Here is a 25,635-nt window from a genome sequence, read left to right on the forward strand (position 1 = left end):
CGGCGACGTCGAGTTTGTCCAGGGCGGCCTTGGCGCGCACGATGGCGGCGGAGTCACTGGCGGTGACGGCGCGTGCTTCGATGGCGGCAGCGGCACCGGCACCGTCGAGGCGGTCCATGTTGGCTTCGGTGGCGTGGCCGGCGTTGGCGCCTTTGGTGGCTACTTCACCGTCTTCTTCTTTGTCGAATTCGTCCCAGCTCAGCATGACGTGTCGTCTCCTGCGTGAGGGCTCAAAGGTGCCCGTGTGAAACCGGATGGTTGGGTGTTCACACGGCCCTCGGGCCGCGGTGGATCTTAAGGAATCGTTTGTTGCAACAGCTCGCGCAGGCAAATAAACGGAATTGGGTAACGGGTACTGCATGAGGCTTGAGGGGCGGAGCGGTGGATGCATACTCCAGCGCAGGCTCAAGATCTGGCTCTTCGTCCCTGTGTAAAGGGATATTGCAGGCCCGATTTACCCGCGCATTATAGGGAAAAATTCGGCTTTGTGTTGCGGCGGATGGTCTCGGATCAGAGACAAAAAGGCGGCTATTTGAGCCAGAGTGAGGGTTTGCGGGGGGTTGATGGGGTAGGAAATTTTTGACGGGCGGTGGGCTATTTATTGTGGGGAAGAGGGGAGGGCTTTTTGAGGGCGGGAAGGGAGGACCGGTTCTTTGCCGCAAGAACGATTTCTTGCGGCGAATAAGATCCGGGTCTGTTCCAACTAACGAAGTTGTTATCCGTTAGAGCAACCATTACCCATGACATGGTAATTAAGGATATGGCGCTGACCCTGGGAGTCTTCATATTCCATCTTTACCGGCACAACTTCGCAGACTTCCGGGATTGTGCTCATGGACAATACTTTGGCCACGTCCAGCTTGGTGCTATAGGTGTAGTCCTCGACAATCGGGGCGTTCTGGCCGGCCAGCTCGGTCGGGGCCTCGTCGGCCAGGGCGGCGGTGGCGCACAAGCTGCTGAGGGCCATAACTACGAGAGCTTTCATTTCTTTACTTACCTTCTTCAGGGCGAAAGGGGTCACGGGGCCCTTGTGAGGCCACGTGTGTAACTTAGGATTGGTTAGTTCGGATTAACGTGCCTTCGTGGGGGCTGTTACGTTGTTAATCACTGTTGTGTTAATCACAATGCCTTGGTTGGCGGAAGTGATTCTAGGCCTGCGGGTTATATTCATATACCCGTGCTTTTGATAAAGACTATTGGCGGTTTTTGTAACAATCCCGTGATAAAGGTTTTTTCACCCACCCGCAAAGCCCCTCAGGCTGCGGGCCAGAGCGGTAAACGGGGATAGCAGGGCATTTTGTAGGGTCTTGTTACTACCATCGTCGAATGGTTCTATAGGCCCACCCCGGATACAACTGGGTCATACAACAACAACTATGTCACCGAGGTAAGAAAGATGAGTGCGGCTTCCCTGTACCCCGTTCGCCCCGAAGTAGCAGCCAACACGCTGACCGACGAGGCAACCTACAAGGCCATGTACCAGCAGTCGGTGGTCAACCCCGACGGTTTCTGGCGCGAGCAAGCCAAGCGCCTTGACTGGGTCAAGCCTTTCACCGCAGTGAAGCAGACCTCTTTCGACGATCACCATGTCGACATCAAGTGGTTCGCCGATGGCACCCTGAACGTTTCCTACAACTGCCTGGACCGTCACCTCGCCGAGCGCGGCGACCAGGCGGCGATCATCTGGGAGGGCGATGACCCGGCCGAGAGCCGTACCATCACCTACCGCGAGCTGCACGAAGAAGTCTGCAAGTTCGCCAACGCCCTGCGTGGCCAGGATGTACACCGCGGCGACGTGGTAACCATCTATATGCCGATGATTCCCGAAGCCGTGGTCGCCATGCTGGCGTGTACCCGCATCGGTGCGATCCATTCCGTGGTGTTTGGTGGTTTCTCGCCGGAGGCCCTGGCCGGTCGCATCATCGACTGTAAGTCGAAGGTGGTGATCACGGCCGATGAAGGCATTCGCGCCGGTAAGAAGATTCCGCTGAAGGCCAACGTCGACGACGCGCTGACCAACCCGGAAACCAGCAGCATCCAGAAGGTCATCGTGTGCAAGCGCACCAATGGTTCGATCAAGTGGAACCAGCATCGCGACATCTGGTACGAAGACCTGATGAAAGTGGCGGGCACCGTGTGTGCGCCCAAAGAGATGGGCGCCGAAGAAGCGCTATTCATCCTCTACACCTCAGGTTCCACCGGCAAGCCGAAAGGCGTGCAGCACACCACCGGCGGCTACCTGTTGTACGCGGCCCTGACCCACGAGCGCGTATTCGACTACCGCCCGGGCGAAATCTACTGGTGCACCGCCGACGTCGGCTGGGTCACCGGCCACACGTATATTGTCTACGGCCCGCTGGCCAATGGCGCGACCACCTTGCTGTTCGAAGGTGTGCCGAACTACCCGGACATTACCCGGGTGGGCAAGATCGTCGACAAGCACAAGGTCAATATCCTCTACACCGCCCCGACCGCGATCCGCGCGATGATGGCGTCCGGCACCGCTGCCTGCGAAGGCGTCGATGGCAGCAGCCTGCGCCTGTTGGGCTCGGTGGGTGAGCCGATCAACCCGGAAGCGTGGGACTGGTACTACAAGAATGTCGGCCAATCCCGTTGCCCGATCGTCGACACCTGGTGGCAGACCGAAACCGGCGCCACCCTGATGAGCCCGCTGCCGGGTGCCCATGCACTCAAGCCGGGTTCTGCCGCACGGCCGTTCTTCGGCGTGGTGCCGGCGCTGGTGGACAACCTGGGCAACATCATCGAAGGCGCCGCCGAAGGCAACCTGGTGATTCTCGACTCGTGGCCAGGCCAGGCCCGTACCCTGTACGGCGACCATGACCGTTTTGTCGACACGTACTTCAAGACCTTCCGTGGCATGTACTTCACCGGTGACGGCGCCCGTCGCGATGAAGATGGCTACTGGTGGATCACCGGCCGTGTGGATGACGTGTTGAACGTATCCGGCCACCGCATGGGCACCGCCGAGATCGAAAGCGCCATGGTTGCCCACCCTAAAGTCGCCGAAGCGGCGGTGGTGGGTGTGCCGCACGACATCAAGGGCCAGGGCATCTATGTGTACGTGACCCTGAAGAATGGCGAAGAACCCACCGAAGCCCTGCGCCTGGAGCTGAAGAACTGGGTGCGCAAGGAAATCGGGCCGATTGCCTCGCCGGACGTCATCCAGTGGGCACCGGGCTTGCCGAAGACGCGCTCGGGGAAAATCATGCGGCGTATCCTGCGCAAGATTGCCACGGCCGAGTACGACGGGCTGGGCGATATTTCCACCCTGGCGGACCCAGGTGTAGTGGCGCATTTGATTGAGACACACAAGACCATGAATGTCGCGTAAGGCGGGGTAGGTGGGAAAGAGCCCCATTCGGTGTATGCCGAGTGGGGCTTTTTTATGATTTCTCAAAATCACCGCCTTTCCTACATTTGGATTGCAATCCAAGGTGGGTAGGGGGGAGGGTCTGACAGGCCCGCATGATCATCAGGCAAATAAATATCGGTTTTTCGCGTAGGAAGTTTCTGAATGTTACCGAGTGGCACAAATGTGTAACCCATCGCCCAAACCTGAGGCAAAGGGCTACGCTTATGCCCCGAAAAACCGCGCCTTAGACACCCCGAGCCATAAGATTAAACGCCACACTTGCCGTGCTAGAAGGGTTTGCGAATAATAGGCCCGCAATTTGCAGCATCAACAGGTTTAATATCTTTTGTCTCTGCATAAAATCCAGAGGCTGTCAATGTGCTGGAACCGCTTTCTCAGTGCTTCTGTAAATTGTTGTCGCATTGAGGAAATATCGGCTTCCGGCCTGTCGTTAGAATGCCGATCACTCGCTCGTCGTCTCCACTGTTGAATTGGTGTAGGACGCAGCACCGCTATTCGGTTTCACTCAGTCGCATCGTGGGCCATGGCTCATACTGCTGTTTTGCCCTATACCGATGGAGTCCCAAGATGAAGAAACTCGTGCTGTTGGGCGCCCTGGCGCTGTCCGTGCTGTCCATGCAGGCTTTCGCTGAAGGCAAGCCCCTGAAAATTGGTATCGAAGCGGCCTACCCTCCGTTTGCCTCCAAGGCACCGGATGGCAGCATCGTCGGTTTTGACTACGACATCGGCAACGCCCTGTGCGAAGAGATGAAGGTCAAGTGCACCTGGGTCGAGCAAGAGTTCGATGGCCTGATCCCGGCGCTCAAAGTGCGCAAGATCGACGCGATCCTGTCGTCCATGTCCATCACGGAAGACCGCAAGAAGTCCGTGGACTTCACCAACCGTTACTACCTCAGCCCAGCGCAACTGGTGATGAAGGAAGGCACCACCGTCAGCGACAGCCTGGATGAATTGAAGGGCAAGAAGATCGGTGTGCAACGCGGTTCGATCCACGATCGTTTCGCCAAGGAAGTCTTGGCTCCTAAAGGCGCCACTGTTGTGCCTTACAGCTCGCAGAACGAAATCTACCTGGACGTGGAAGCCGGTCGCCTCGACGGCACCGTGGCCGACGCCACCCTGCTGCAAGACGGCTTCCTGAAGACGCCAGCCGGTAAAGGCTACGCGTTCGTGGGCCCACAGTTCACCGACGCCAAGTACTTCGGTGACGGCATCGGCATCGCCGTACGCAAAGGCGACAAGGAAAACCTCGACCGCATCAACGCAGCCATTGCCGCGATCCGTGCCAACGGCGAATACAAGAAAATCCAGGACAAGTACTTCGACTTCGATATTTACGGCGCTGACGCCAAGTAAATCGTCGCAGCGATCTGTCCGAAATGGCGCAAGCAACAGAATTCCTGCGGTTTGCGCCATTTTTTCATCCCCCTTTTCGAGGACCTGAATCATGTTGAAAGGCTACGGGGCCGTCATCCTCGATGGCGCATGGTTGACGCTTCAGCTCGCCTTGTCGTCCATGGCCTTGGCCATTGTTCTGGGTCTGATCGGGGTCGCGTTACGCCTGTCGCCGGTGCGCTGGTTGGCCTGGCTGGGTGACTTGTACTCCACGGTGATCCGCGGGATCCCCGACCTGGTGCTGATCCTGCTGATTTTCTACGGTGGTCAGGACCTGCTTAACCGCGTCGCGCCGATGCTCGGCTATGACGACTATATCGACTTGAACCCCTTGGCCGCCGGTATCGGCACCCTGGGTTTCATCTTTGGCGCCTACCTCTCGGAAACCTTCCGTGGCGCCTTCATGGCCATCCCCAAGGGCCAGGCCGAAGCCGGCCTGGCGTATGGCATGAGCAGCTTCCAGGTGTTTTTCCGGGTGATGGTGCCGCAGATGATCCGGCTGGCGATCCCCGGGTTTACCAACAACTGGCTGGTACTCACCAAGGCCACCGCGCTGATCTCGGTGGTGGGCCTGCAAGACATGATGTTCAAGGCCAAGCAGGCGGCTGATGCCACCCGCGAGCCTTTTACCTTCTTCCTCGCAGTGGCGGCGATGTACCTGGTGATCACCAGCGTGTCGTTGCTGGCCCTGCGTCATCTTGAGAAGCGCTACTCGGTAGGCGTAAGGGCGGCTGATCTATGATCTTCGACTACAACGTCATCTGGGAGGCCATGCCGCTGTACCTTGGCGGCCTGCTGACCACCCTGAAACTGCTCGCCATCTCGCTGTTCTTCGGCCTGCTCGCCGCCTTGCCCCTGGGCTTGATGCGTGTGTCCAAGCAACCGGTCGTCAACGGCGTTGCCTGGCTCTACACCTACGTGATCCGCGGCACGCCGATGCTGGTGCAGCTGTTCCTGATCTACTACGGCCTGGCGCAGTTCGAAGCGGTGCGCGAGAGCTTCCTGTGGCCACTGCTGTCCAGTGCGACCTTCTGCGCGTGCCTGGCCTTTGCGATCAACACCAGCGCCTACACCGCCGAGATCATTGCCGGTAGCCTCAAGGCCACCCCCAATGGCGAGATCGAAGCGGCCAAGGCCATGGGCATGTCGCGCTACAAGCTGTACCGCCGCATCCTGCTGCCGTCGGCCCTGCGCCGCGCGCTACCGCAGTACAGCAACGAAGTGATCATGATGCTGCAGACCACCAGTCTCGCGTCCATCGTCACCCTGATCGACATCACCGGTGCCGCGCGCACGGTCAACGCGCAGTTTTACCTGCCGTTCGAAGCCTACATCACCGCCGGCGTGTTCTACCTGTGCCTGACCTTTATCCTGGTGCGCCTGTTCAAGTTGGCCGAGCGCCGCTGGCTGAGCTACCTGGCTCCACGGAAGCACTGATATGGAACGTATCGATCACCTGTTGCCCTGGGGCCACCTGGGCTGCGAGCGCCAACTGAGCGTGTTCCGTTTCGGCAGTGGCGAGCGCAAGGCCTATATCCAGGCCAGCCTGCACGCCGATGAATTGCCCGGCATGCGCGCCGCGTGGGAGCTGAAAAAACGCCTCGCCGAACTTGAAGCGCAAGGTGCCCTCAACGGCGTGATCGAGCTGGTGCCGGTGGCCAACCCGATGGGCCTGGGCCAGTTGCTGCAAGGCAGCCACCAGGGCCGTTTCGAAGTGGGCAGCGGCAAGAATTTCAACCGCGATTTCGTTGAGTTGAGCGAGCCGGTGGCCGAGTTGCTCACAGGCAAGCTGGGGGATGATGCTCACGCCAACGTGCGCATGATTCGCCAAGCGATGGCCGATGCGCTCAACGCATTGCCCGAGCCGAGCAGCCAATTGCAAGGCATGCAACGCATCCTGCTGAGCCATGCGTGCAGCGCCGATATCGTCCTCGACCTGCACTGCGACGCCGAAGCCGCACTGCACATGTACGCGCTGCCCCAGCACTGGCCGCAGTGGCGTTCGCTGTCGGCGCACTTGAATGTGAAAGTCGGTCTGCTCGCGGAAGATTCCGGCGGCAGCTCGTTTGATGAGGCCTGCTCGTTGCCGTGGCTGCGTCTGTCCCGCGCCTTCCCTGACGCGCAGATCCCGCTGGCCTGCCTGGCGACTACCTTGGAGTTGGGCGGTCAAGCGGACACCGGTCGTGACGAAGCGATCTTCCACGCCGAAGGCATCCTCGCGTTTCTCGCCGAGCAAGGCCTGATCAAGGGCGAATGGCCGGCGCCGCAACACGAACCGTGCGAAGGCGTGCCCTTCGAAGGCACCGAATTGCTGTTCGCGCCCCACGCCGGGGTGATCAGTTACCTGCGTAAAGCCGGCGACTGGATCGAGAAGGGCGAGCCGATTTTTGAAGTGATTGACCCCCTGGAAGACCGCGTGAGCATTATCTGCGCAGGCACCTCGGGGGTGTTGTTTGCCGTTGAACGGCTACGTTATGCCCAAGCGGGTTTCTGGCTGGCCAAGGTGGCGGGGCGCGAAGCGCTGCGTCACGGGCGCTTGCTCAACGACTGACCACCTGTTTTTGTGAGAACCGACCGCATGTACAAACTTGAAGTCCAAGACCTGCATAAACGCTATGGCAGTCATGAAGTGCTCAAAGGCGTGTCCCTGGCCGCCGCGGCCGGTGATGTGATCAGCATCATCGGTTCCAGTGGTTCGGGCAAAAGTACCTTTTTGCGCTGCATCAACCTGCTGGAGCAACCCCACGCCGGCAAGATCCTGCTCAATAACGAAGAGCTGAAACTGGTGGCCAACAAGGACGGCGCCATGAAGGCCGCCGACCCTAAGCAACTGCAACGCATGCGCTCGCGCCTGTCGATGGTGTTCCAGCATTTCAACCTGTGGTCGCACATGACCGCGATTGAAAACGTGATGGAAGCCCCGGTGCATGTGCTGGGCGTGTCGAAGAAAGAGGCCCGTGAAAAGGCCGAGCACTATTTGGCCAAGGTCGGCGTGGGCCATCGCAAGGATGCGTTCCCCGGCCACATGTCCGGGGGCGAGCAGCAGCGCGTGGCGATCGCCCGTGCCCTGGCGATGGAGCCTGAGGTGATGCTGTTCGACGAACCCACCTCGGCGCTGGACCCAGAGTTGGTCGGCGAAGTGCTCAAGGTCATGCAGGACCTGGCCCAGGAAGGCCGCACCATGGTGGTGGTGACCCACGAAATGGGCTTTGCCCGTGAAGTGTCCAACCAGCTGGTGTTCTTGCATAAAGGCATCGTCGAAGAGCGTGGCAACCCGCGGGAAGTGCTGGTCAACCCGCAGTCCGAGCGGTTGCAGCAGTTCCTGTCCGGCAGCTTGAAATAATCAAGGCCGCTGCTTTCCCCCTGTAGGAGCGAGCTTGCTCGCGAAGATCGTCAACGATAACGCGGGAAGCCTGATGCCCCGTGGTGTTCTCAGGTTTTTCGCGAGCAAGCTCGCTCCTACAGGAAAGCAGGTCTTTATCGTTTTTGAGCTTTGTGTTGGTTTACGGGCTAGCATTGGCCTCTGTCTTCATTACTGTTACTCGCTTCGGATAGCACTCCATGACCGCCCATAAAATTGGTTTCCTGATTTGGCCCAGCACAAAAGCACTCACGCTTGCGCTGGCTGAGGAGGCCTTGCGCGTTGCTCAGCGGGTGCATCCGGATGTGGTCTACGAGTTGTCGTTTCTGCTCGCAGAACCGGCGACCGAAGGGGCCTGGCAATTGCCGGGTGAGCCGTGGGCCGGCAAGCTGGAAGGTTTCCAGAAGCTGTTCCTGTTGGCTGACGAACCGCCCACGGCTATTGCCTCCCAGCTCAGCACTGCGCTCAAGCAGTTGGTGCGTGCTGGTTGTGTGATCGGCGGCTTGTCAGCGGGTGTGTACCCGCTGGCTCAGTTGGGTCTGCTGGATGGCTACCGCGCCGCTGTGCACTGGCGCTGGCAGGACGATTTTGCCGAGCGCTTCCCTAAGGTCATTGCCACCAGCCACCTGTTCGACTGGGACCGTGACCGTTTGAGCGCCTGCGGTGGCATGTCGGTACTCGACCTGTTGCTGGCGGTGCTGGCCCGCGACCACGGCGCCGAGCTGGCGGGCGCGGTGTCGGAAGAACTGGTGGTGGAGCGCATCCGCGAAGGCGGCGAGCGCCAGCGCATTCCCTTGCAAAATCGCCTGGGCTCCAGCCATCCGAAGCTGACCCAGGCGGTGTTGCTGATGGAAGCCAACATCGAAGAACCGCTTACCACCGACGAGATCGCCCAGCACGTGTGCGTGTCGCGACGACAACTGGAACGGATCTTCAAGCAATACCTCAATCGCGTTCCCAGCCAGTACTACCTGGAACTGCGCCTGAACAAGGCGCGCCAGATGTTGATGCAAACCAGCAAATCGATCATCCAGATCGGCCTGTCCTGCGGCTTCTCGTCGGGGCCGCATTTCTCCAGCGCCTACCGCAACTTCTTTGGCGCCACCCCACGTGAAGATCGCAACCAGCGGCGCAGCAGCAGCCCGTTCGAGTTGTCGTCAGTGCCGTCCGAGCGCGGCTGAGCATCCTCGCTTATTCCTCCATGGGTCTCGGGGTTCCCGGGGCCATCAGCGCCACGCCGAACTCGTCGAACATCGCCTCTTCCACGCCCAGTTCGTAGCCTGTCTGGCGGTAATAGTCGCGCAGCAGCTCGATGCTCTGATCGGACAGTGGGTTGCCGCTGAGGTCGGAGTCATCGTTGAGTGGCAACGGCATTTCCAACAGGTCGCTGGGCACGTCGACGATTTCGTTGTCACTCAAGTCCAGCACCCGCAGGCGGCCCAGGGCAAAGACGCCTTCCGGCACGTGTGTCAGCCCGCAGTTGTGCAGGTAGATCGACACTAGCCGTCCAAGGTTGCGGATGTCGGGAATAAATATCAGCGGGTTGTCACTCAGGTCCAGGTATTCCAGGTGGATAAGGCGTGAGAGCTGCTCTTTGCTCTCGCGGGTCAGACGGATATGGTTTTCCGCCAGCTTCAGATAGCGCAGGCGTCGGAGGCCGAACACCGAGGCGGGGATATCCAGCAGTGTGTGGCGTTCGAGGGTCAGGCTGACAAGGTTGGGGAAGCAGCGCAGCAGACCGTCCACTTGCTGGTTGGTACCGTCTCCGATGATCTCCAGCAGGCTCACGTGATCGAACTGCGCACTCAGCATCGGCATGTCCCCCAATAACTGGCCGTGGAACACCAGTTTATGGCTGTGGCGGGTGAAACCGTTGGAGTCGTCCAACTCGCCCTCCCGGCGCCAGCAGCGTTCGAGCAAATCCTTGAAGCCCAGGCGACGGATTTGTTCTTCGGCCCGCGCGCCCTCGTCCAGCACGGTGTCGAGCAGTGGGTCTCTGGAGGGGACCTCCATAGCCCAGGCTTGGAGGTGTGCCTGCAGGTCCTGATACTCGCCATCCAGGCGCGTGATGTGCAGGTCTACAGCGTCCAGGTCGCCTGGTAACTGGAAGTACACACGGCTGACCTCGCGGTTGTTGAGGCTTGGGTACAGTGCTTGTAGCTGTTGCAGTTGGGGTTGGGGGGCCGGCGCGTTCCAGTGCTCGCCAGTGGCCTGGCAGTAGGTTTTGATGCGGGCGAGGGTGTGCCGTGACAACGGATTATCCGACAGGTCAAAGGCTGCGCTGAGGGTGGCGGGCAGTAGGAAGCCTTGATCGGGAATCTGCTCGATGGCGTTGTGACTCAGGTCTACCCGTGTCCGGGCGATGTTGCCCGCCAGCAGCGCCGGTGGAATTTCCCGCAGGCCGGTGTTGCTCAGTGACAGGCTGGTCAGGGCTGTCAGGCGATTGAAGTCCGGTAGCCAGACCAGGCGGTTATTGGCCAGGTCCAGGTGTTGGAGGTGGGTCATGCTGGAAAGCACCTGGGCGCTGGCGGGGTTCAGTTCAATGGCGCAGCGATCCAGGCGCAGATGGGTCAGCCGCTCCAGTTGCGGCAGGGTCCTGGGCAAATGCATCAGGGTATAGCGCTCGATGGACAGGCGCTCCAACTGTGGAAAGCTGCGCAGAAACGCGTTGGGCTGCAGGGTGGATGCATTGCCGGACAGGCTCAGTGATGAGACATGGGGGAAGGGCGTGCTCAGGGCGGGAATATCGCCGCTGATGGGGTAGGGCAGGTTGAGTGTGAAGCGCGGGAGACGCCCTGGGGCGTGTGTGTCCTGCTCGGTTTCCCGACGCCAGCCGGCTTCGAGCGTGTCCACGAACAGTGAGCGATAGGTGCGCTCCTGGGCGGACACTTGCTCGTCGTCGGCCCAAGGTGCCAGCGTTTGGCGAATCTGCGGGTAGTCGATTTCAAGCTGCGCCAGCGCTGCGCGGCCTGCGTCCAGGTTGCCCGGGAAATCGAAGATGAGCTGATTGATGTCATTGTCCGACAGCGTTGGGTAAAGGCGTCTGGCGCTTTGGATTTCGGTGCCGGGCGCGTCAATGTCCCAGCGGCCACCGGTTCTTTGGTAGTACCCCTTGACCCGCTCCAGCGTGGGTCCCGACAGCGGGTTGCTGGAGAGGTCGAACTTGCGGCTGGTTTCTACCGGCAACTCGAACAGCGCCGGAGGCAGTTCGCGGATCTGGTTATTGGACAAAACCGCCAGTTCCAACTGTGGACGGTTCAGCAGGCCTGGCGGCAAATCACGGATGCCGGTGTAGCTCAGGTCCAAGTGTTGCAGGTGGGCCATGTGGGTAACGCTGGGCGTCAGGCCCAGAGGGTTGTTATACAGGTCCAGGGTCTTCAGGCGAGTCATGCTGCCAAGGGCCACCCGAGTTTCTTCGGTCAGGGTAATGTTGCAGTCGCTCAATATCAGCGCGTCGAGGCTGGGCAGTTGCGCGATGCTTGGCGCAAGGCCACCCAGGTAAAACTGGCTGACGTTCAGGTGACGCAGGCGTGGGAACAACTGCACGAAGTCATTGATCTGCAGTGCGGTGTGCTGACCCTTGAGCTCCAGCAGGCTGATGTGCTCGAAGCGTGCCGTGAGCCTGGGCAGTTCGCCGTAGATCGGGATCGTCAGTTGCAGCTTGTGGCCATTGAGGAGCAGTTGGTCATGGTAGTGATCAATCGCGGTTTCCTGGCGCCAGCCGCGCCTGACCTCCTGGGCCCACAGGGCACGGTTGCGTCGCACGTACTGGTATTCCCGGGGCGTCAGTGGTGCTTCAGTGATGGGGTGGAAGGTGGGCGTCATGTGTTCCCAGACGGCGAGGTCGGTGTCCAGTTTGTTGTATTCGACCTGCAGGGTTATCAGGGTCGCCAAGGCGCCGCCGGGACGGCTTTCCAGGGTCTGAACCAGGTCGGCGATCTGTTCCGCAGGGAGGCTGGGCAGCAAGTGCTGGGCGCGCTGCTCAAGCGTGGGCTGCGGCTCGGCGGCTGGTGGCTGTGACGGCCCTGCTGCCTGATAACCGTCCATGCCGCCACGCAGGCGCATGACTGTGGGGTCGAACGTCGGTTTGCGGTAAGTGTCTGCGCTGAGCAAGGTGCGCAGCCGCTCGCGATCGAGCACGTGCTCGCCAATCGCCTGGCGCAGGCGCTCGCCCTGGCCGATGTGGATGTTCAGGGCGTCGCGCTGGCTATCGGGGATCGCCTGGAGGATGGCGGTGAAGAAATCGGTGTCGCCAAACACCGGGCCCTTTTCATCGACAGGCGTATAGCGGCCCGATTCGGTATGGATGACGATTCGCTTGAGCGGCGCGTCTTCGGCGCCGATAGCCTCCAGCAACGGGCCGTCGCTACGGTACTGCCGGACTTCCAGGCGCATGCGCGTCGACCATCCGGGCAGGCGCTCCAGGGACAGCAGCGCGAGCAGGTGAGTGTCGGGGTTGTCGACGGCGTCCAGGTAGAGCCCTTCGTAAGCACGGGTGGTGCGCACATCCAGTTGGGCGGCTGCGGCTTGCTCGGCTATATGCGTCGGCACCTTGCCTTGGTCGATGGCTTGCAACTCGTCGCCGGTGGCATTGGCCAGCAGTTCATGGGCGACGCTGACGGGCAGGCCGGGCTCGGGGGCGGCGTCGATGATTTTTTGCAGCGCTGCCCCCGGGCTATGTTCTTCGCTGCGGTAGCGGGAATCGAACAGCGAGAAGCGTTTTTCGTGGGCAAGGCGGGCGATCTTTTTGCGCAGGGCCGCGGCGCGAATAGACGCATGGGAGGCGGGCTGGTCGGCGGGTTCTTCAAGCAGTGCTTTGCGCTCGGCTTCATCCAAACTCTCCACCAGCACGCGTAGCAGATCACCATTTTCCAATTGGCTTTCATGGATCTGTACCACGCTAGCGTCGGGCCGGCCAAGAAACTCCCATTGGGTTTTCCCTTGGGTATCCAGGAACCGCAAGGTCTTGGAGGCGGGCCACAGGCCGTAGCTGGTGAGTATCTGCAACTGTGTCTGAACGTCCGCCTGGCCATAGATGAGCGGGTCATCGCTGTTGAGTTGCGTGATGAAGTCTTGCAGCGCTAGATCGATCTTGAAGCGCTTGAGGGTATCGGCCAGCAGCGGCGGCGGCGTTTGCCCGGTGTGGTGCATCTGGCGCAGCGCGTTGTCGTGGGTACCGCTGACGCTGCGCGCCTGCTGCAAGCGCGCGTCATCCAGGCCTTCGGCCGGGTAGCCGAGACGCCGCATCAGTGTGGCGCTGTCCCAGCTCAGCGGGCGGTCCAACTCGGTAATCCAGGCGCCCTGGCCGTTGCTGATCACCTGCGGCTGGTAGGCCGACGCACGGCTGGGGTGCTGCACAAAATAGCGCTGGCTGATGGGGTCTTGCCGGACGGTGTAATAGTCGTCGCCCACCTGCAGCAGGTTTTTGCCGTTGAAGCGGTACACGCCTTTCTCATCAGGACGTACGCCGCTGGGCGGGCTCTGTTTGAGACGATAAGGCTCAAGATCGGGCTTCCACAGGCGTTCGCCGCCATCGGGTCTGGTCACGGGTGTGAGGCCATCCAGAAACCCCAGGCACTCACTCGGCAGCACTTTGCGCAGAATGCCCTGGGCGATGGGGATGCCTGTGGCAAACAGGCCCAATTGCACCAGTTGCTCGATAAACCCCATCGCATGTCCGAAGGCTTCCTGCACCTGGCCTTCAGCCCAGTCGATAACCCCTTCGAAGGCTTCGTCCAGCAATTGGTAGGCGGTGTAGCCGAGCATGAGCATGCCCAGTGGCGGCACAAAGGGGGTGGCAATCAGGGCGACGACTTGCAGCAGTGCCGAGGCGATTTTTTGCACCAGGTCCCAGCGCTCCCAGCGCGCTTTCTGGTTGGCGCTGGCGGTGCTCACTGCCTGGCTGCGCGCGTCGTTCAGCAGTTTGCTCAACTTCATCTGATGCAGGTAATGGAACAGCGGCTGCTTGATGGGAATGCCACGAAACTGCAGGTTTGCTCGCTCCACCTCGCTGCCGCGCCAACTGGGCAGCGGATCGCCCGGTGTATGCGAGTGCCAGGTCACTTGGCTCAGGCGGCCCGTGAGGTCGGCGAAAAAACGCCCCAGGTCGGCATGGTCGACAAAGCGGCTGAAGAAGTGCTGAAAGTCCGAGGCGCGCAACCGTGCGGTGAGCGCCTGGATAAACGCCTGCGTGCTGGCGTATTGCTTGATGGGGTGCTGCGGGTCGTCAGGGATATAGACGATCACCGGCACCGGCTCGCGGCTTGCATCCAGGTCCTGGGAAAACAGTACGATCCCGGTCAGGCGGCTGGACATGATCACCAGCTCATGAGCGACCCACATCGGGCAGTGCTGTCCGTGATCAATCAGGCTGTGGACCGCGTCGTAGCCGGTTTGCGGGATGTCGCCCTTGAGCAGTGCCATGTACAGCGAGCGTTTGAGCGCGCTGCTCAGGCTCTGCTCGACCTTGTATTGCAGGGCGGCCATGGCCACAGGGTTGTCCAGCCCCAGGTAATCTTCGAGATAGCGCTGATAGCGCCCGCCGATATCCAATTCACGGCAGAGGGTGGCAAATTGGGCAATGGTGATGCGTGCGTCAACCGCCGGCAGGCTTTGGAAATGCCCGGCGGCGTTGGGTTGGCTGCTGAAACCGGAGTTGCGCTCGTAGGCATCGGGCTGTGCTTCGGCGGGCTCGAAGTTGTGCAGCGCGGCGTTGAGCAGTGAAACGCTCCACGTACGCGAGGCCCCGGCCTGAACCCGAAACCCCGCAAGCGTCAATGGCACATAGAGTTGCAGCCAGGTGCTGCGCACATCCAGATCGACGCTGTATTGGCGCTTCAGCGCCGGTTGCAGCAGTTCGGCGCCGAAGGTTTGCGGGCTTTTGAGGCCGGCCAGAGCCTTGTCTACCTGATTCTGCCGGGTCCAGGCTTCGCCGTTGAGACGCTTGAGTTCGGCGTGCTGGGTGGCGGAGGCGTTTTTGTACCAGTCGGGAAAACTCCCGGACACTTCGCCTAGGGTGGAGCGCCTGGCTGGCGTGGCTTCACCCAGCCAGTGGGGAATGGCCTGCATGACAATGGTGTGGCGAACTTCGCCGTTGGCGGGTGCGGGGAGGGGAGGCATGGGATCGATCCTTGACAGTGTGAGTGTCTTTTCAGCAGACCAGTCGGCACGCGATCGACGGCGGTAGATAGTTGGTGCGGTGTGCTTCTGCGGATTCGCGAACATCAACTGCCCATGGAGCCGGCACACGGTTTAAACTGCGCCATTGCGACGCTATTTGTCGCATTGGCGTAAACCCGCCTAAATCGCGGGTTGGCGCTATAAGAAGTTGTCGCTTGGCGGCAAGGCCGCTCTGAAAACTGTCCTTACAATCCCTGCATCGCCCGCCAGTTCCAGGCAGGCGTTCCTCTTCAGGAGACTCCGATGTCCGTTGAGCAAGCCCCGGTGCAACGTGCCGATTTCGACCAGGTCATGGTTCCCAACTACGCCCCTGCTGCGTTCATCCCCGTGCGCGGCGCAGGTTCGCGCGTATGGGACCAGGCGGGTCGCGAGCTGATCGACTTTGCCGGCGGCATCGCGGTCAACGTATTGGGCCACGCCCATCCGGCGCTGGTCGGTGCATTGACCGAGCAGGCCAACAAGCTGTGGCACGTCTCCAACGTCTTCACCAATGAGCCGGCCCTGCGCCTGGCCCATAAGTTGATCGACGCCACGTTTGCCGAGCGCGTGTTCTTCTGCAACTCGGGCGCTGAGGCCAACGAGGCCGCATTCAAGCTGGCCCGTCGCGTGGCGTTCGACCGTTTCGGCAGCGAGAAGTACGAGATCATTGCCGCGCTGAACAGCTTCCACGGCCGTACCCTGTTCACCGTCAACGTCGGTGGCCAGTCGAAGTACTCCGATGGTTTCGGGCCTAAAATCACCGGCATCACCCACGTCCCTTATAACGACCTGGAAGCGCTGAAAGCCGCCGTATCGGACAAGACCTGCGCCGTGGTGCTGGAACCGATCCAGGGCGAAGGCGGCGTACTGCCGGCCGAACTGGCTTACCTGCAAGGTGCCCGCGAACTGTGCGACGCCAACAATGCGCTGCTGGTTTTCGACGAAGTGCAGACCGGCATGGGCCGCAGCGGCCATCTGTTTGCCTACCAGCACTACGGCGTGGTGCCCGACATCCTCACCAGCGCCAAGAGCCTGGGCGGCGGTTTCCCGATCGCGGCGATGCTCACCCGTGAAGACCTGGCCAAGCACCTGGTGGTCGGTACCCACGGCACCACCTACGGCGGCAACCCGCTGGCGTGCGCAGTGGCCGAAGCGGTCATCGACGTGATCAACACCCCTGAGGTGCTGGCCGGCGTCAACGCCAAGCACGACCTGTTCAAGGCGCGCCTGGAGCAGATCGGCAAGCAGTACGGCATCTTCACCGAAGTGCGCGGCATGGGCCTGCTGATCGGTTGCGTACTGAGCGATGCGTTCAAAGGCAAGGCCAAGGACGTGTTCAACGCGGCCGAGAAAGAAAACCTGATGATCCTGCAAGCCGGCCCCGACGTGGTGCGTTTTGCGCCGAGCCTGGTGGTGGAAGACGCGGACATCAACGAAGGCCTGGATCGTTTCGAGCGTGCGGTAAAAACGCTGACCCAAGCCTGATAGCGACACCTTCTGCCGGCTGGACTGGGTCAAAAATGTGGGAGGGGCGGTGCGACGATTCGACTTGCCCCCGATAGCAATCTGTCAGTTGATGCATCTGGTGACTGATACACCGCTATCGGGGGCAAGTCGAATCGTCGCACCGCCCCTCCCACACTGGAATATGCCCCACATGAAGATATGGGGTGTTCCTGACCTGTTCGGTATTTTTTTCCTGTGAGTTCTAGAGTTAAGGAGTGACACCATGCTGGTGATGCGCCCCGCGCAAATGGCTGATCTGGGCGAGGTACAGCGTCTGGCTGCGGACAGCCCGATTGGTGTCACCTCCTTGCCGGATGATGTGGAACGCCTGAGCGACAAGATCGCCGCCAGCGAAGCGTCCTTCGCGGCCGAGGTGAGTTTCAACGGTGAAGAAAGCTATTTCTTCGTGCTGGAAGACACCGAGACCGGCAAGCTCGCCGGCTGCTCGGCCATCGTCGCCTCGGCCGGTTACTCGGAGCCGTTCTACAGTTTTCGTAACGAGACCTTCGTGCACGCCTCCCGCGAGCTGAAGATCCACAACAAGATCCACGTGCTTTCCCAGTGCCATGACCTCACCGGAAACAGCCTGCTCACCAGCTTCTACGTAGTGCCGGAGCTGGTCGGTTCGCCGTGGTCGGAACTCAATTCCCGTGGCCGCCTGTTGTTCGTCGCCAGCCACCCCGAGCGCTTTGCCGACTCGGTGGTGACCGAGATTGTCGGCTACAGCGACGAGAACGGTGATTCGCCGTTCTGGGATGCCATCGGCCGCAACTTCTTCGACCTCAACTACGCTGCCGCCGAGCGCCTGTGCGGGCTGAAAAGCCGTACGTTCCTCGCCGAGCTGATGCCGCATTACCCGATCTACGTGCCGCTGTTGCCGGACGAAGCTCAAGAGGCAATGGGCCAAGTGCACCCGCGTGCGCAGATCACCTTCGACATCCTGATGCGCGAAGGCTTCGAGACCGACCACTACATCGACATCTTCGACGGTGGCCCGACGCTGCACGCACGGGTCTCGGGCATTCGCTCCATCGCCCAGAGCCGCGTGGTGCCGGTGAAGATCGGCGAGATGGTCAAGGGTGTCGGCCGCCAGTACCTGGTGAGCAACGCGCAGTTGCAGGATTACCGCGCGGTCATGCTGGAGCTGGACTACGCGCCGGGCAAACCGGTGACCCTGGACCTGGCAGCCGCCGAAGCCCTGGGTGTTGGTGAAGGTGCGAGTGTGCGCCTGGTAGCGGTATAAACAGAGTGTCGCGGGTGGCTGGCAGCAGCGGCCCGTCTGAGGAGATAGCATGATCGTTCGTCCCGTACGCAGCAGCGATTTACCGGCCCTGATTGATCTGGCGCGCAGCACCGGCACCGGCCTCACCACCTTGCCGGCCAACGAAGAGCGCCTGACCCACCGGGTTGGCTGGGCGGAAAAAACCTTTCGTGGCGACGCCGGGCGCGGTGATGCCGACTACCTGTTCGTGCTGGAAAACGACGAAGGCCGCGTGGTGGGGATTTCCGCCATCGCCGGTGCCGTCGGCCTGCGCGAGCCGTGGTACAACTTCCGGGTCGGCCTGACGGTCAGCGCCTCCCAGGAACTGAATATCTACCGTGAAATTCCGACGCTGTTCCTGGCCAACGACCTCACCGGCAATTCCGAGCTGTGCTCGTTGTTCCTGCATGCCGATTACCGCAACGGCCTCAACGGCCGCATGCTGGCCAAGGCGCGCCTGCTGTTTATCGCCGAGTTCCCACAGCTGTTTGGCAACAAGATCATCGCCGAGATGCGTGGCGTGTCCAACGACGCCGGCCGTTCGCCGTTCTGGGAAAGCCTGGGCCGGCACTTCTTCAAGATGGAATTCAGCCAGGCCGACTACCTGACCGGCGTGGGCAACAAGGCGTTTATCGCTGAGCTGATGCCCAAGTTTCCGTTGTACAGCTGCTTCCTTTCCGAGGACGCGCGCAACGTGATCGGCAAGGTCCACCCGGACACCGAGCCGGCGTTGAGCATGCTCAAGAGCGAAGGCTTCAGCTACCAGGGCTACGTCGATATTTTCGACGCCGGCCCGGCGGTGGAGTGCGAGACCGCCAAGATCCGTGCGGTGCGCGACAGCCAATCATTGGTGTTGGCCATCGGCACACCGGGGGACGACGCCACGCCGTTCCTGATCCATAACCGCAAACGCGAAGATTGCCGCATCACCGCCGCACCGGCGCGCCTGGCGGCAGGCACGCTGGTGGTCGATCCGCAAACCGCCAAGCGCCTGCAACTGGTGGTGGGTGATCAAGTGCGTGCCGTACCGTTGTCTGCTGCTCGGGAGTCGAAATAATGAATTCGTTGTATATCGCAGGTAGCTGGCTGGCTGGCCAGGGTGAACTGTTTGAATCGCGTAACCCGGTGACCCAGCAGGTGCTGTGGGTCGGTAATGGCGCCACGGTCGAGCAGGTCGAGTCGGCCGTGCAGGCCGCGCGCCAGGCGTTCCCGGCCTGGGCCCGGCGCCCGCTGGAAGAGCGCATCAGCGTGCTGGAAGCCTTCGCCGCGAGCCTGAAAAGCCGCGCCGATGAAATCGCCCGCTGCATCGGCGAGGAGACCGGCAAGCCGCTGTGGGAGTCGGCCACCGAAGTCACCAGCATGGCCAACAAGATCGCGATCTCGGTGCAAAGCTACCGCGAGCGTACCGGCGAGAAGAGCGGCCCCCTGGGCGACGCCACCGCCGTATTGCGCCACAAGCCCCACGGCGTGGTGGCGGTGTTTGGTCCTTACAACTTCCCCGGTCACCTGCCCAACGGGCATATCGTCCCGGCGTTGCTGGCGGGTAACACCGTACTGTTCAAGCCCAGCGAGCTGACCCCGAAAGTCGCCGAGCTGACCGTGCAGTGCTGGATCGACGCCGGTTTGCCGGCGGGCGTGTTGAACCTGCTGCAAGGTGCGCGCGAGACCGGCATTGCGTTGGCCGCCAACCCCGGTATCGATGGGTTGTTCTTCACCGGTTCCAGCCGTACCGGCAATCATCTGCACCAGCAGTTCTCCGGGCGCCCGGACAAGATCCTGGCCCTGGAAATGGGCGGCAACAACCCGCTGGTGGTGGATGAAGTGGCCGACGTGGATGCGGCGGTCTACACCATCATCCAATCGGCGTTTATCTCCGCCGGCCAGCGTTGCACCTGTGCCCGTCGCCTGCTGGTGCCGGAAGGCGCCTGGGGCGATGCGCTGCTGGCGCGGCTGGTGGCGGTGAGTGCGACTATTGAAGTCGGCGCGTTCGACCAGCAACCGCCGCCGTTCATGGGCTCGGTGATTTCCCTGGCAGCGGCAAAAGCCCTGATGGAGGCCCAGGAACTGATGTTGGCCAATGGCGCCGTGGCACTGTTGGAGATGACCCAGCCCCAGGACCAGGCCGCCTTGCTGACCCCAGGCATCATCGACGTAACCGGCGTGACCGAGCGCGAAGACGAAGAGCTGTTCGGCCCGTTGTTGCAGGTGATCCGCTACGCCGATTTCGCGGCGGCGATTGCCGAAGCCAACAACACCCAGTACGGCCTGGCCGCGGGCCTGTTGTCCGATTCCGAGGCGCGTTACCAGCAATTCTGGCTGGAAAGCCGTGCTGGCATCGTCAACTGGAACAAACAGCTGACCGGCGCCGCCAGCACCGCGCCATTTGGTGGGGTAGGGGCCTCGGGCAACCATCGCGCCAGTGCGTATTACGCGGCGGATTATTGTGCGTACCCGGTGGCGTCGCTTGAAACGCCAAGCCTGGTGGTACCGGCCACGCTAACCCCCGGCATTACGCTGATCTAAATGTGGGAGGGGGCTTGCTCCCGATGGCGATGTGTCAGTCACCTGATTGATCAACTGACAGACTGCTATCGGGAGCAAGCCCCCTCCCACACTGGATTTGTGGTGTGTTGAAGATTTTTGAAGCCTATAAAAACAGATGTTCGTGGAGCCTCGCCGATGAAATCCTATGAAGTCAATTTTGACGGTCTAGTGGGGCCGACCCATAACTACGGCGGTTTGTCCTTCGGCAACGTCGCGTCCCAGAGCAACAGCCAGCAGCATTCCAACCCCAGGGAAGCGGCGTTGCAGGGCCTGCAGAAAATGAAAGCCCTGATGGACATGGGCTTTGTGCAAGGCGTGCTCGCGCCCCAGGAGCGTCCGGACGTAGCGGCGTTGCGCAACCTCGGTTTCAGCGGCACCGACGCCCAGGTCATCCAGCAGGCGGCCAAGCAGGCCATGCCGTTGTTGGTCGCCAGTTGCTCGGCATCGAGCATGTGGGTGGCCAACGCCGCCACCGTCAGCCCGAGCGCCGACACGGCAGATGGCCGCGTGCATTTCACCGCCGCCAACCTCAATTGCAAATACCACCGCAGCATCGAACACCCCACCACCAGCCGAGTGCTGGGGGCGATGTTTGCCGACCAGAAGCACTTTGCCCACCACGCCGCGTTACCGGCGGTGGCGCAGTTCGGCGACGAAGGTGCGGCCAACCACACGCGTTTCTGCCGTGAGTACGGCGACGCGGGCGTGGAGTTTTTCGTGTTCGGGCGCAGCGCGTTCGACCCCCGTTACCCGGCCCCGCAGAAGTACCCGGCGCGCCAGACCCTCGAAGCCTCCCAGGCCGTCGCCCGCCTGCATGGCCTGAAGGATGAAGGCGTGGTCTACGCCCAGCAGAACCCGGCGGTGATCGATGCCGGCGTGTTCCACAACGACGTGATCGCGGTGGGCAACGGCGAGGTGCTGTTCTATCACGAGGACGCATTCCTCAATACCGAACAGATGCTGGCCGAGTTGCAGGGCAAGTTGGGCAAGCTGGGCGGCAACTTCCAGGCGGTGTGTGTGCCGCGTGCCCAGGTCAGCGTCGAGGACGCGGTGCGTTCCTACCTGTTCAACAGCCAGTTGCTGACCCGCGCCGACGGTTCGATGTTGCTGATCGTGCCGGAGGAGTGCCGCGCCAACGAGCGCGTCTGGCAGTACCTGCAAGGCCTGACGGCGTCCGCTGGGCTGATCCGCGAAGTCAAAGTCTTCGACCTCAAGCAAAGCATGCAGAACGGCGGAGGCCCGGCGTGCCTGCGCCTGCGCGTGGCCCTGAACGAAACCGAGCTGGCAGCGGTGAACCCAGGGGTTATCATGACCGCGCCGTTGTACGACACACTGACCCAATGGGTCGACAAGCACTACCGCGACAGCCTGCGCGAAACCGACCTGGCTGACCCGCAATTGCTGCTTGAGTGCCGGACGGCACTGGATGAACTGACGCAAATCCTTAAACTGGGCTCGGTTTATCCTTTCCAGATCAATTAACGCCACCTCTTTTTACACCCTATGGCTGAGAATTATTTATGAGCACCGACACCCTGCAACTGATCCTTGAAGACACCGACGGTACCCAGCTGGAAACCTCCTGCACCCGCGTCGCCGTGGTCTGGCAGGGCAAGGAAATCTGGATCCAGCACGACGGCCGTGGCCAACTGCTGATCGGCGTGGACGTGGAAGAAGGCGACGCCGAATACGCCAACCTGTTGATGCGCCCCCTGGCCACCAACCTGATGAGCCTGCAACTGGAAATGGAACCGGCCGACGTTGAAGGTGATGACGACGATCACGTCCATGGCCCAGGCTGCAACCACTAAGGAAGCTGCGTATGCTCGCCCTCGGCAAACTGCTTGAACTGACCCTCGCCGGTCGCGAACCGGCGCAAAAAATTCAACTGACTGTCGACGGCGTGCAGATGCGCTGGCTCAGCGAGGGCGCACTCGAAGTGCGCCCGCCGCAGGCAACGGACAATGGCAGCGACCTGCTGCTGTCGTCCGGCATCCATGGCAACGAAACCGCGCCGATCGAATTGCTCGACCGCCTGTTGCATGGCATCGCCCGTGGGGAGATCAAGCCCCGCACCCGTATTCTGTTCCTGTTCGGCAACCCTGAGGCCATGCGCCGCGGCGAGCGTTACCTTGAACTGGACGTCAACCGGCTGTTCAACGGCCGGCATGAAAAAAACATCGGCCCTGAAGCCATGCGCGCCGCCGAGCTTGAACAACTGGCCCGCAGCTTCTTCAGCTTGCCTGGCCGTTCGCGCCTGCATTACGACCTGCACACCGCCATCCGCGGCTCGAAGATCGAGCAGTTTGCGCTGTACCCCTGGAAGGAGGGGCGCCAGCATTCACGTCACGAACTGGCGCGCCTGAACGCCGCTGGCATGGAAGCGGTGCTGCTGCAGAACAAGAGCTCGATCACCTTTACCGCGTTTACCTATGAGCAGCTGGAGGCCGAGGCTTTCACCCTGGAACTGGGCAAGGCACGGCCGTTCGGGCACAACCAGGGCGTGAATGTCTCCCGCCTGGAGCTGCGCCTCAAGCAGATCATCGAAGGCACCGAGCCTGAGACTGACAGCCTGGACGGGTTGAAATTGTTCGCCGTGTCGCGGGAAGTCATCAAGCACAGCGATGCATTCCTGCTGCACTTGCCGGCGGACGTGGAAAACTTTTCGGAATTGGAAAAGGGTTATCTGCTGGCCGAAGACGTGGCCAAGACCCGTTGGGTGATCGAGGAGGAGGGGGCGCGCATCATCTTCCCCAACCCGAAGGTGAAGAATGGCTTGCGGGCGGGGATATTGATTGTGCCAACCACAGAGGCCGGGCTGGCGTAGATCTGAGCCTTAACCTGGTCCAAATGTGGGAGGGGTGTAGCCCCCTCCCTCATCTTGTTTTGCAGTGTTGCTTAGACCGCTACCGCCCGTGGCTCGCTGCGACGGATCGCCCGCACCTTGTGCAGGGTGTCGGCGCATGTACGTGCAGCTTCCTGGCCCTTGTGCACGAAGTGCTCATGGAAGAACGCGGTGTGTTCGCTGCCGGCATGGAAGTGATGCGGCGTCAGGGACACCGAGAACACCGGCACTTCGGTTTCCAGCTGCACCTGCATCAGGCCGCTGACCACCGACTGGGCCACGAACTCGTGACGGTAGATCCCGCCGTCCACCACCAGCGCGGCGGCCACGATACCGGCGTAACGACCGGTCTTGGCCAGCAGCTTGGCGTGCAGGGGCATTTCAAAGGCGCCGCCGACTTCGAAGAAATCGATGTCCGATTCCTGGTAGCCCTGGGCGATCATTTCGGCGAGGAAGCCTTTGCGGGATTGGTCGACAATATCCTTGTGCCAGCAGGCCTGGATAAACGCGACGCGCTCGCCGTGATGATTTTTGCTTTTGCTGTCGATTGCGGTGGGTTGCATGTTCTGACTCCTGTTTAAGAAAAAAACAGGGCGTTATGAATCGAATGGGATTTAAGGGTACGAACCGCCGAGTCATGCAGGCATGCGCTCAGCGTGCGGCCCTTAGGTGCCAATCCCGTTCTCTCTTCATCCGGACTATGACCGTCGGCCCCGGGATCACACCGGGTCTGCTGACCTTGTCGCCGTCCTGCGTGAGCAGTTCGAGGCGCCAAGCGCTCGCGGGCTATGCACCTTGCGTGCAATTACCGCCGGTGGGGAATTGCACCCCGCCCTGAGAACGTTGCCACCAGAACCCTGGTGGCGGAGAGTTTTTAACATGGTTTTTCATAAACTGCACGAGCGTCGTATCGATAAGCTATATCGGTTTGTTTGGTTGGTATTCGATTGAGAACGCGTGGGGCTTGATATTCCGCGGCTTTGCCCGCAGTAATCATCCTCATAAGAATCTTAATGAACCCCTTCGAGGCTTGTTTCATGTCTGTGATCGACCTGCGCAGCGACACCGTGACCCAACCCACCGCCGGCATGCTCGACGCCATGGCCAATGCCGCCAGCGGCGATGACGTCTACGGCGAAGACCCCAGCGTCAACCGCCTGGAGGCCGAGCTGGCCAAGCGCCTGGGCTTTGCGGCCGCGCTGTTCGTGCCCACCGGCACCATGAGCAACCTGCTGGCGCTGATGGCCCACTGTGAGCGTGGCGAGGAGTACATCGTCGGCCAGCAGGCCCACACCTACAAATACGAGGGCGGCGGCGCGGCCGTGCTGGGTTCGATCCAGCCGCAGCCGCTGGACGTGCAGGCGGATGGCTCCCTCGACCTGAGTCAGGTGCTCGAGGCCATCAAGCCCGACGACTTCCACTTCGCCCGCACCCGCCTGCTGGCCCTGGAAAACACCATGCAGGGCAAGGTGCTGCCGCTGGACTACCTGGCGAAGGCGCGGGCGTTTACCCGCGAACATGGCCTGGCCCTGCACCTGGATGGCGCGCGACTCTACAACGCGGCGGTCAAGCTTGGGGTCGATGCACGGGAGATCGCCCAGCATTTCGACTCGGTGTCGGTGTGCCTGTCCAAGGGCCTCGGTGCGCCGATCGGCTCGGTGCTGTGCGGCTCCACGGCGTTGATCGCCAAGGCACGCCGTTTGCGCAAGATGGTCGGCGGTGGCATGCGCCAGGCCGGTTCCCTGGCGGCAGCAGGGCTGTATGCCCTGGATCACCAGGTGCAGCGCCTGGCCGACGACCACGCCAATGCGCAATGGCTGGGCGATGAGCTGCGCAACGCCGGTTACGCGGTGGAGCCGGTGCAGACCAACATGGTCTACGTGCAGATCGGCGACCAGGCCCAGGCCTTGAAGGCGTTTGCCGCCGAGCGTGGGATCAAGTTGAGTGCTGCGCCGCGCCTGCGCATGGTGACGCATCTGGATGTGAGCCGGGCGCAGATCGAGCAAGTGCTCAAGGCATTCGTCGATTTTTCGCGCAAATGAGTGTGCAGACCGTCTAATTGAACCTCTCTATCGCATAAACACGCTGTACCACCGGCAAAGGGCCGATATAATGCGGCCTTTTGCCGTCGCTCCGTCTGATGATGTTGCGCACTGGCCTTTGGCCGCAGCCTC

The 25,635-nt window shown here is 61.3% G+C and carries 18 protein-coding genes, 1 pseudogene and 1 riboswitch; of the genes and pseudogenes, 15 read left to right on the forward strand and 4 right to left on the reverse strand.

The window, feature by feature from the left end; genetic code table 11:
• A pseudogene (locus PspCFBP13509_RS27710) lies at positions 1-205 on the reverse strand (ribonucleotide-diphosphate reductase subunit beta); the annotation flags it as partial.
• Between the two features lie 510 nt (positions 206-715).
• Positions 716-985, reverse strand: a complete 270-nt coding sequence (locus PspCFBP13509_RS27715) for a DUF2790 domain-containing protein (protein WP_027607759.1) — start codon at positions 983-985, stop codon at positions 716-718.
• Positions 986-1,396: 411 nt separating this feature from the next.
• On the opposite strand from PspCFBP13509_RS27715, the gene acs reads away from it, so the two are divergent.
• The 7 genes from acs to argR all read left to right on the forward strand — a co-directional run bounded on the left by acs (position 1,397) and on the right by argR (position 9,328).
• Complete coding sequence (gene acs, locus PspCFBP13509_RS27720; RefSeq protein WP_053140037.1) at positions 1,397-3,352, forward strand: acetate--CoA ligase; 1,956 nt, start codon at positions 1,397-1,399, stop codon at positions 3,350-3,352.
• A 609-nt stretch (positions 3,353-3,961) separates the two neighbouring features.
• The gene (locus PspCFBP13509_RS27725; protein WP_065926197.1) at positions 3,962-4,747 is read left to right on the forward strand and encodes an ABC transporter substrate-binding protein; all 786 of its coding nucleotides are present in this window, start codon (positions 3,962-3,964) and stop codon (positions 4,745-4,747) included.
• A 91-nt stretch (positions 4,748-4,838) separates the two neighbouring features.
• Complete coding sequence (locus tag PspCFBP13509_RS27730; protein WP_010208305.1) at positions 4,839-5,528, forward strand: ABC transporter permease; 690 nt, start codon at positions 4,839-4,841, stop codon at positions 5,526-5,528.
• Positions 5,525-6,223, forward strand: a complete 699-nt coding sequence (locus tag PspCFBP13509_RS27735) for an ABC transporter permease (protein WP_053140043.1) — start codon at positions 5,525-5,527, stop codon at positions 6,221-6,223. Before PspCFBP13509_RS27730 ends, PspCFBP13509_RS27735 begins: the two co-directional genes overlap by 4 nt.
• A 1-nt stretch (position 6,224) precedes the next feature.
• A complete protein-coding gene (locus PspCFBP13509_RS27740) occupies positions 6,225-7,337 on the forward strand; it encodes a succinylglutamate desuccinylase/aspartoacylase family protein (RefSeq protein ID WP_065926196.1) in 1,113 nt (370 codons plus the stop codon).
• Between the two features lie 27 nt (positions 7,338-7,364).
• Positions 7,365-8,129, forward strand: coding sequence for an ABC transporter ATP-binding protein (locus tag PspCFBP13509_RS27745; RefSeq protein WP_010208310.1), 765 nt, complete (start codon positions 7,365-7,367; stop codon positions 8,127-8,129).
• A 218-nt stretch (positions 8,130-8,347) separates the two neighbouring features.
• Positions 8,348-9,328, forward strand: a complete 981-nt coding sequence (argR, locus tag PspCFBP13509_RS27755) for a transcriptional regulator ArgR (protein ID WP_065947832.1) — start codon at positions 8,348-8,350, stop codon at positions 9,326-9,328.
• 10 nt (positions 9,329-9,338) lie between these two features.
• Here argR and PspCFBP13509_RS27760 read toward each other — a convergent pair whose 3' ends face one another.
• The gene (locus PspCFBP13509_RS27760; RefSeq protein WP_161985742.1) at positions 9,339-15,266 is read right to left on the reverse strand and encodes a leucine-rich repeat domain-containing protein; all 5,928 of its coding nucleotides are present in this window, start codon (positions 15,264-15,266) and stop codon (positions 9,339-9,341) included.
• A gap of 303 nt (positions 15,267-15,569) precedes the next feature.
• Between PspCFBP13509_RS27760 and PspCFBP13509_RS27765 the strand changes: the two genes are divergently transcribed.
• The 7 genes from PspCFBP13509_RS27765 (at position 15,570) to astE (ending at position 23,443) form a co-directional block, all read left to right on the forward strand.
• On the forward strand, positions 15,570-16,790 hold the full coding sequence (locus tag PspCFBP13509_RS27765) for an aspartate aminotransferase family protein (protein WP_027607765.1): 1,221 nt from the start codon (positions 15,570-15,572) through the stop codon (positions 16,788-16,790).
• 244 nt (positions 16,791-17,034) lie between these two features.
• On the forward strand, positions 17,035-18,054 hold the full coding sequence (gene aruF, locus PspCFBP13509_RS27770; protein ID WP_003175655.1) for an arginine/ornithine succinyltransferase subunit alpha: 1,020 nt from the start codon (positions 17,035-17,037) through the stop codon (positions 18,052-18,054).
• 49 nt (positions 18,055-18,103) lie between these two features.
• Positions 18,104-19,129 (forward strand): arginine N-succinyltransferase, encoded by a 1,026-nt coding sequence (gene astA, locus PspCFBP13509_RS27775; protein ID WP_027607767.1) that lies wholly within the window; start codon positions 18,104-18,106, stop codon positions 19,127-19,129.
• Positions 19,126-20,595, forward strand: a complete 1,470-nt coding sequence (astD, locus tag PspCFBP13509_RS27780) for a succinylglutamate-semialdehyde dehydrogenase (RefSeq protein WP_161985743.1) — start codon at positions 19,126-19,128, stop codon at positions 20,593-20,595. The genes astA and astD overlap by 4 nt, the downstream gene beginning before the upstream one ends.
• Before the next feature lie 156 nt (positions 20,596-20,751).
• Positions 20,752-22,098, forward strand: a complete 1,347-nt coding sequence (astB, locus tag PspCFBP13509_RS27785) for an N-succinylarginine dihydrolase (RefSeq protein ID WP_065926192.1) — start codon at positions 20,752-20,754, stop codon at positions 22,096-22,098.
• A gap of 38 nt (positions 22,099-22,136) precedes the next feature.
• Complete coding sequence (locus PspCFBP13509_RS27790; RefSeq protein WP_027607770.1) at positions 22,137-22,427, forward strand: hypothetical protein; 291 nt, start codon at positions 22,137-22,139, stop codon at positions 22,425-22,427.
• A gap of 11 nt (positions 22,428-22,438) precedes the next feature.
• Complete coding sequence (astE, locus tag PspCFBP13509_RS27795) at positions 22,439-23,443, forward strand: succinylglutamate desuccinylase (RefSeq protein ID WP_065926191.1); 1,005 nt, start codon at positions 22,439-22,441, stop codon at positions 23,441-23,443.
• A 71-nt stretch (positions 23,444-23,514) separates the two neighbouring features.
• On the opposite strand, the gene PspCFBP13509_RS27800 is transcribed toward astE, so the two are convergent.
• Positions 23,515-24,024 (reverse strand): 6,7-dimethyl-8-ribityllumazine synthase, encoded by a 510-nt coding sequence (locus tag PspCFBP13509_RS27800; RefSeq protein ID WP_065926190.1) that lies wholly within the window; start codon positions 24,022-24,024, stop codon positions 23,515-23,517.
• A gap of 113 nt (positions 24,025-24,137) precedes the next feature.
• Positions 24,138-24,307: riboswitch (FMN riboswitch) on the reverse strand.
• 191 nt (positions 24,308-24,498) lie between these two features.
• Here PspCFBP13509_RS27800 and ltaE point away from each other — a divergent pair.
• Entirely contained in the window at positions 24,499-25,503 is a 1,005-nt protein-coding gene (ltaE, locus tag PspCFBP13509_RS27805; RefSeq protein WP_137212976.1) for a low-specificity L-threonine aldolase, read from the forward strand.
• The last annotated feature ends 132 nt before the right edge of the window (positions 25,504-25,635 follow it).

The organism is Pseudomonas sp. CFBP13509, assembly GCF_005233485.1.
Taxonomy (GTDB): domain Bacteria; phylum Pseudomonadota; class Gammaproteobacteria; order Pseudomonadales; family Pseudomonadaceae; genus Aquipseudomonas; species Aquipseudomonas marginalis.

Excerpts from the sequence above, each read along its gene's own strand:
- PspCFBP13509_RS27760 (WP_161985742.1), bottom strand. The coding sequence starts at position 15,266 with ATGCCTCCCCTCCCCGCACCCGCCAACGGCGAAGTTCGCCACACCATT.
- argR (WP_065947832.1), top strand. The coding sequence starts at position 8,348 with ATGACCGCCCATAAAATTGGTTTCCTGATTTGGCCCAGCACAAAAGCA.
- PspCFBP13509_RS27725 (WP_065926197.1), top strand. The coding sequence starts at position 3,962 with ATGAAGAAACTCGTGCTGTTGGGCGCCCTGGCGCTGTCCGTGCTGTCC.
- PspCFBP13509_RS27740 (WP_065926196.1), top strand. The coding sequence starts at position 6,225 with ATGGAACGTATCGATCACCTGTTGCCCTGGGGCCACCTGGGCTGCGAG.
- PspCFBP13509_RS27765 (WP_027607765.1), top strand. The coding sequence starts at position 15,570 with ATGTCCGTTGAGCAAGCCCCGGTGCAACGTGCCGATTTCGACCAGGTC.
- PspCFBP13509_RS27745 (WP_010208310.1), top strand. The coding sequence starts at position 7,365 with ATGTACAAACTTGAAGTCCAAGACCTGCATAAACGCTATGGCAGTCAT.
- acs (WP_053140037.1), top strand. The coding sequence starts at position 1,397 with ATGAGTGCGGCTTCCCTGTACCCCGTTCGCCCCGAAGTAGCAGCCAAC.
- PspCFBP13509_RS27790 (WP_027607770.1), top strand. The coding sequence starts at position 22,137 with ATGAGCACCGACACCCTGCAACTGATCCTTGAAGACACCGACGGTACC.
- PspCFBP13509_RS27735 (WP_053140043.1), top strand. The coding sequence starts at position 5,525 with ATGATCTTCGACTACAACGTCATCTGGGAGGCCATGCCGCTGTACCTT.
- astA (WP_027607767.1), top strand. The coding sequence starts at position 18,104 with ATGATCGTTCGTCCCGTACGCAGCAGCGATTTACCGGCCCTGATTGAT.
- astE (WP_065926191.1), top strand. The coding sequence starts at position 22,439 with ATGCTCGCCCTCGGCAAACTGCTTGAACTGACCCTCGCCGGTCGCGAA.
- PspCFBP13509_RS27800 (WP_065926190.1), bottom strand. The coding sequence starts at position 24,024 with ATGCAACCCACCGCAATCGACAGCAAAAGCAAAAATCATCACGGCGAG.
- PspCFBP13509_RS27715 (WP_027607759.1), bottom strand. The coding sequence starts at position 985 with ATGAAAGCTCTCGTAGTTATGGCCCTCAGCAGCTTGTGCGCCACCGCC.
- PspCFBP13509_RS27730 (WP_010208305.1), top strand. The coding sequence starts at position 4,839 with ATGTTGAAAGGCTACGGGGCCGTCATCCTCGATGGCGCATGGTTGACG.
- ltaE (WP_137212976.1), top strand. The coding sequence starts at position 24,499 with ATGTCTGTGATCGACCTGCGCAGCGACACCGTGACCCAACCCACCGCC.
- astB (WP_065926192.1), top strand. The coding sequence starts at position 20,752 with ATGAAATCCTATGAAGTCAATTTTGACGGTCTAGTGGGGCCGACCCAT.
- aruF (WP_003175655.1), top strand. The coding sequence starts at position 17,035 with ATGCTGGTGATGCGCCCCGCGCAAATGGCTGATCTGGGCGAGGTACAG.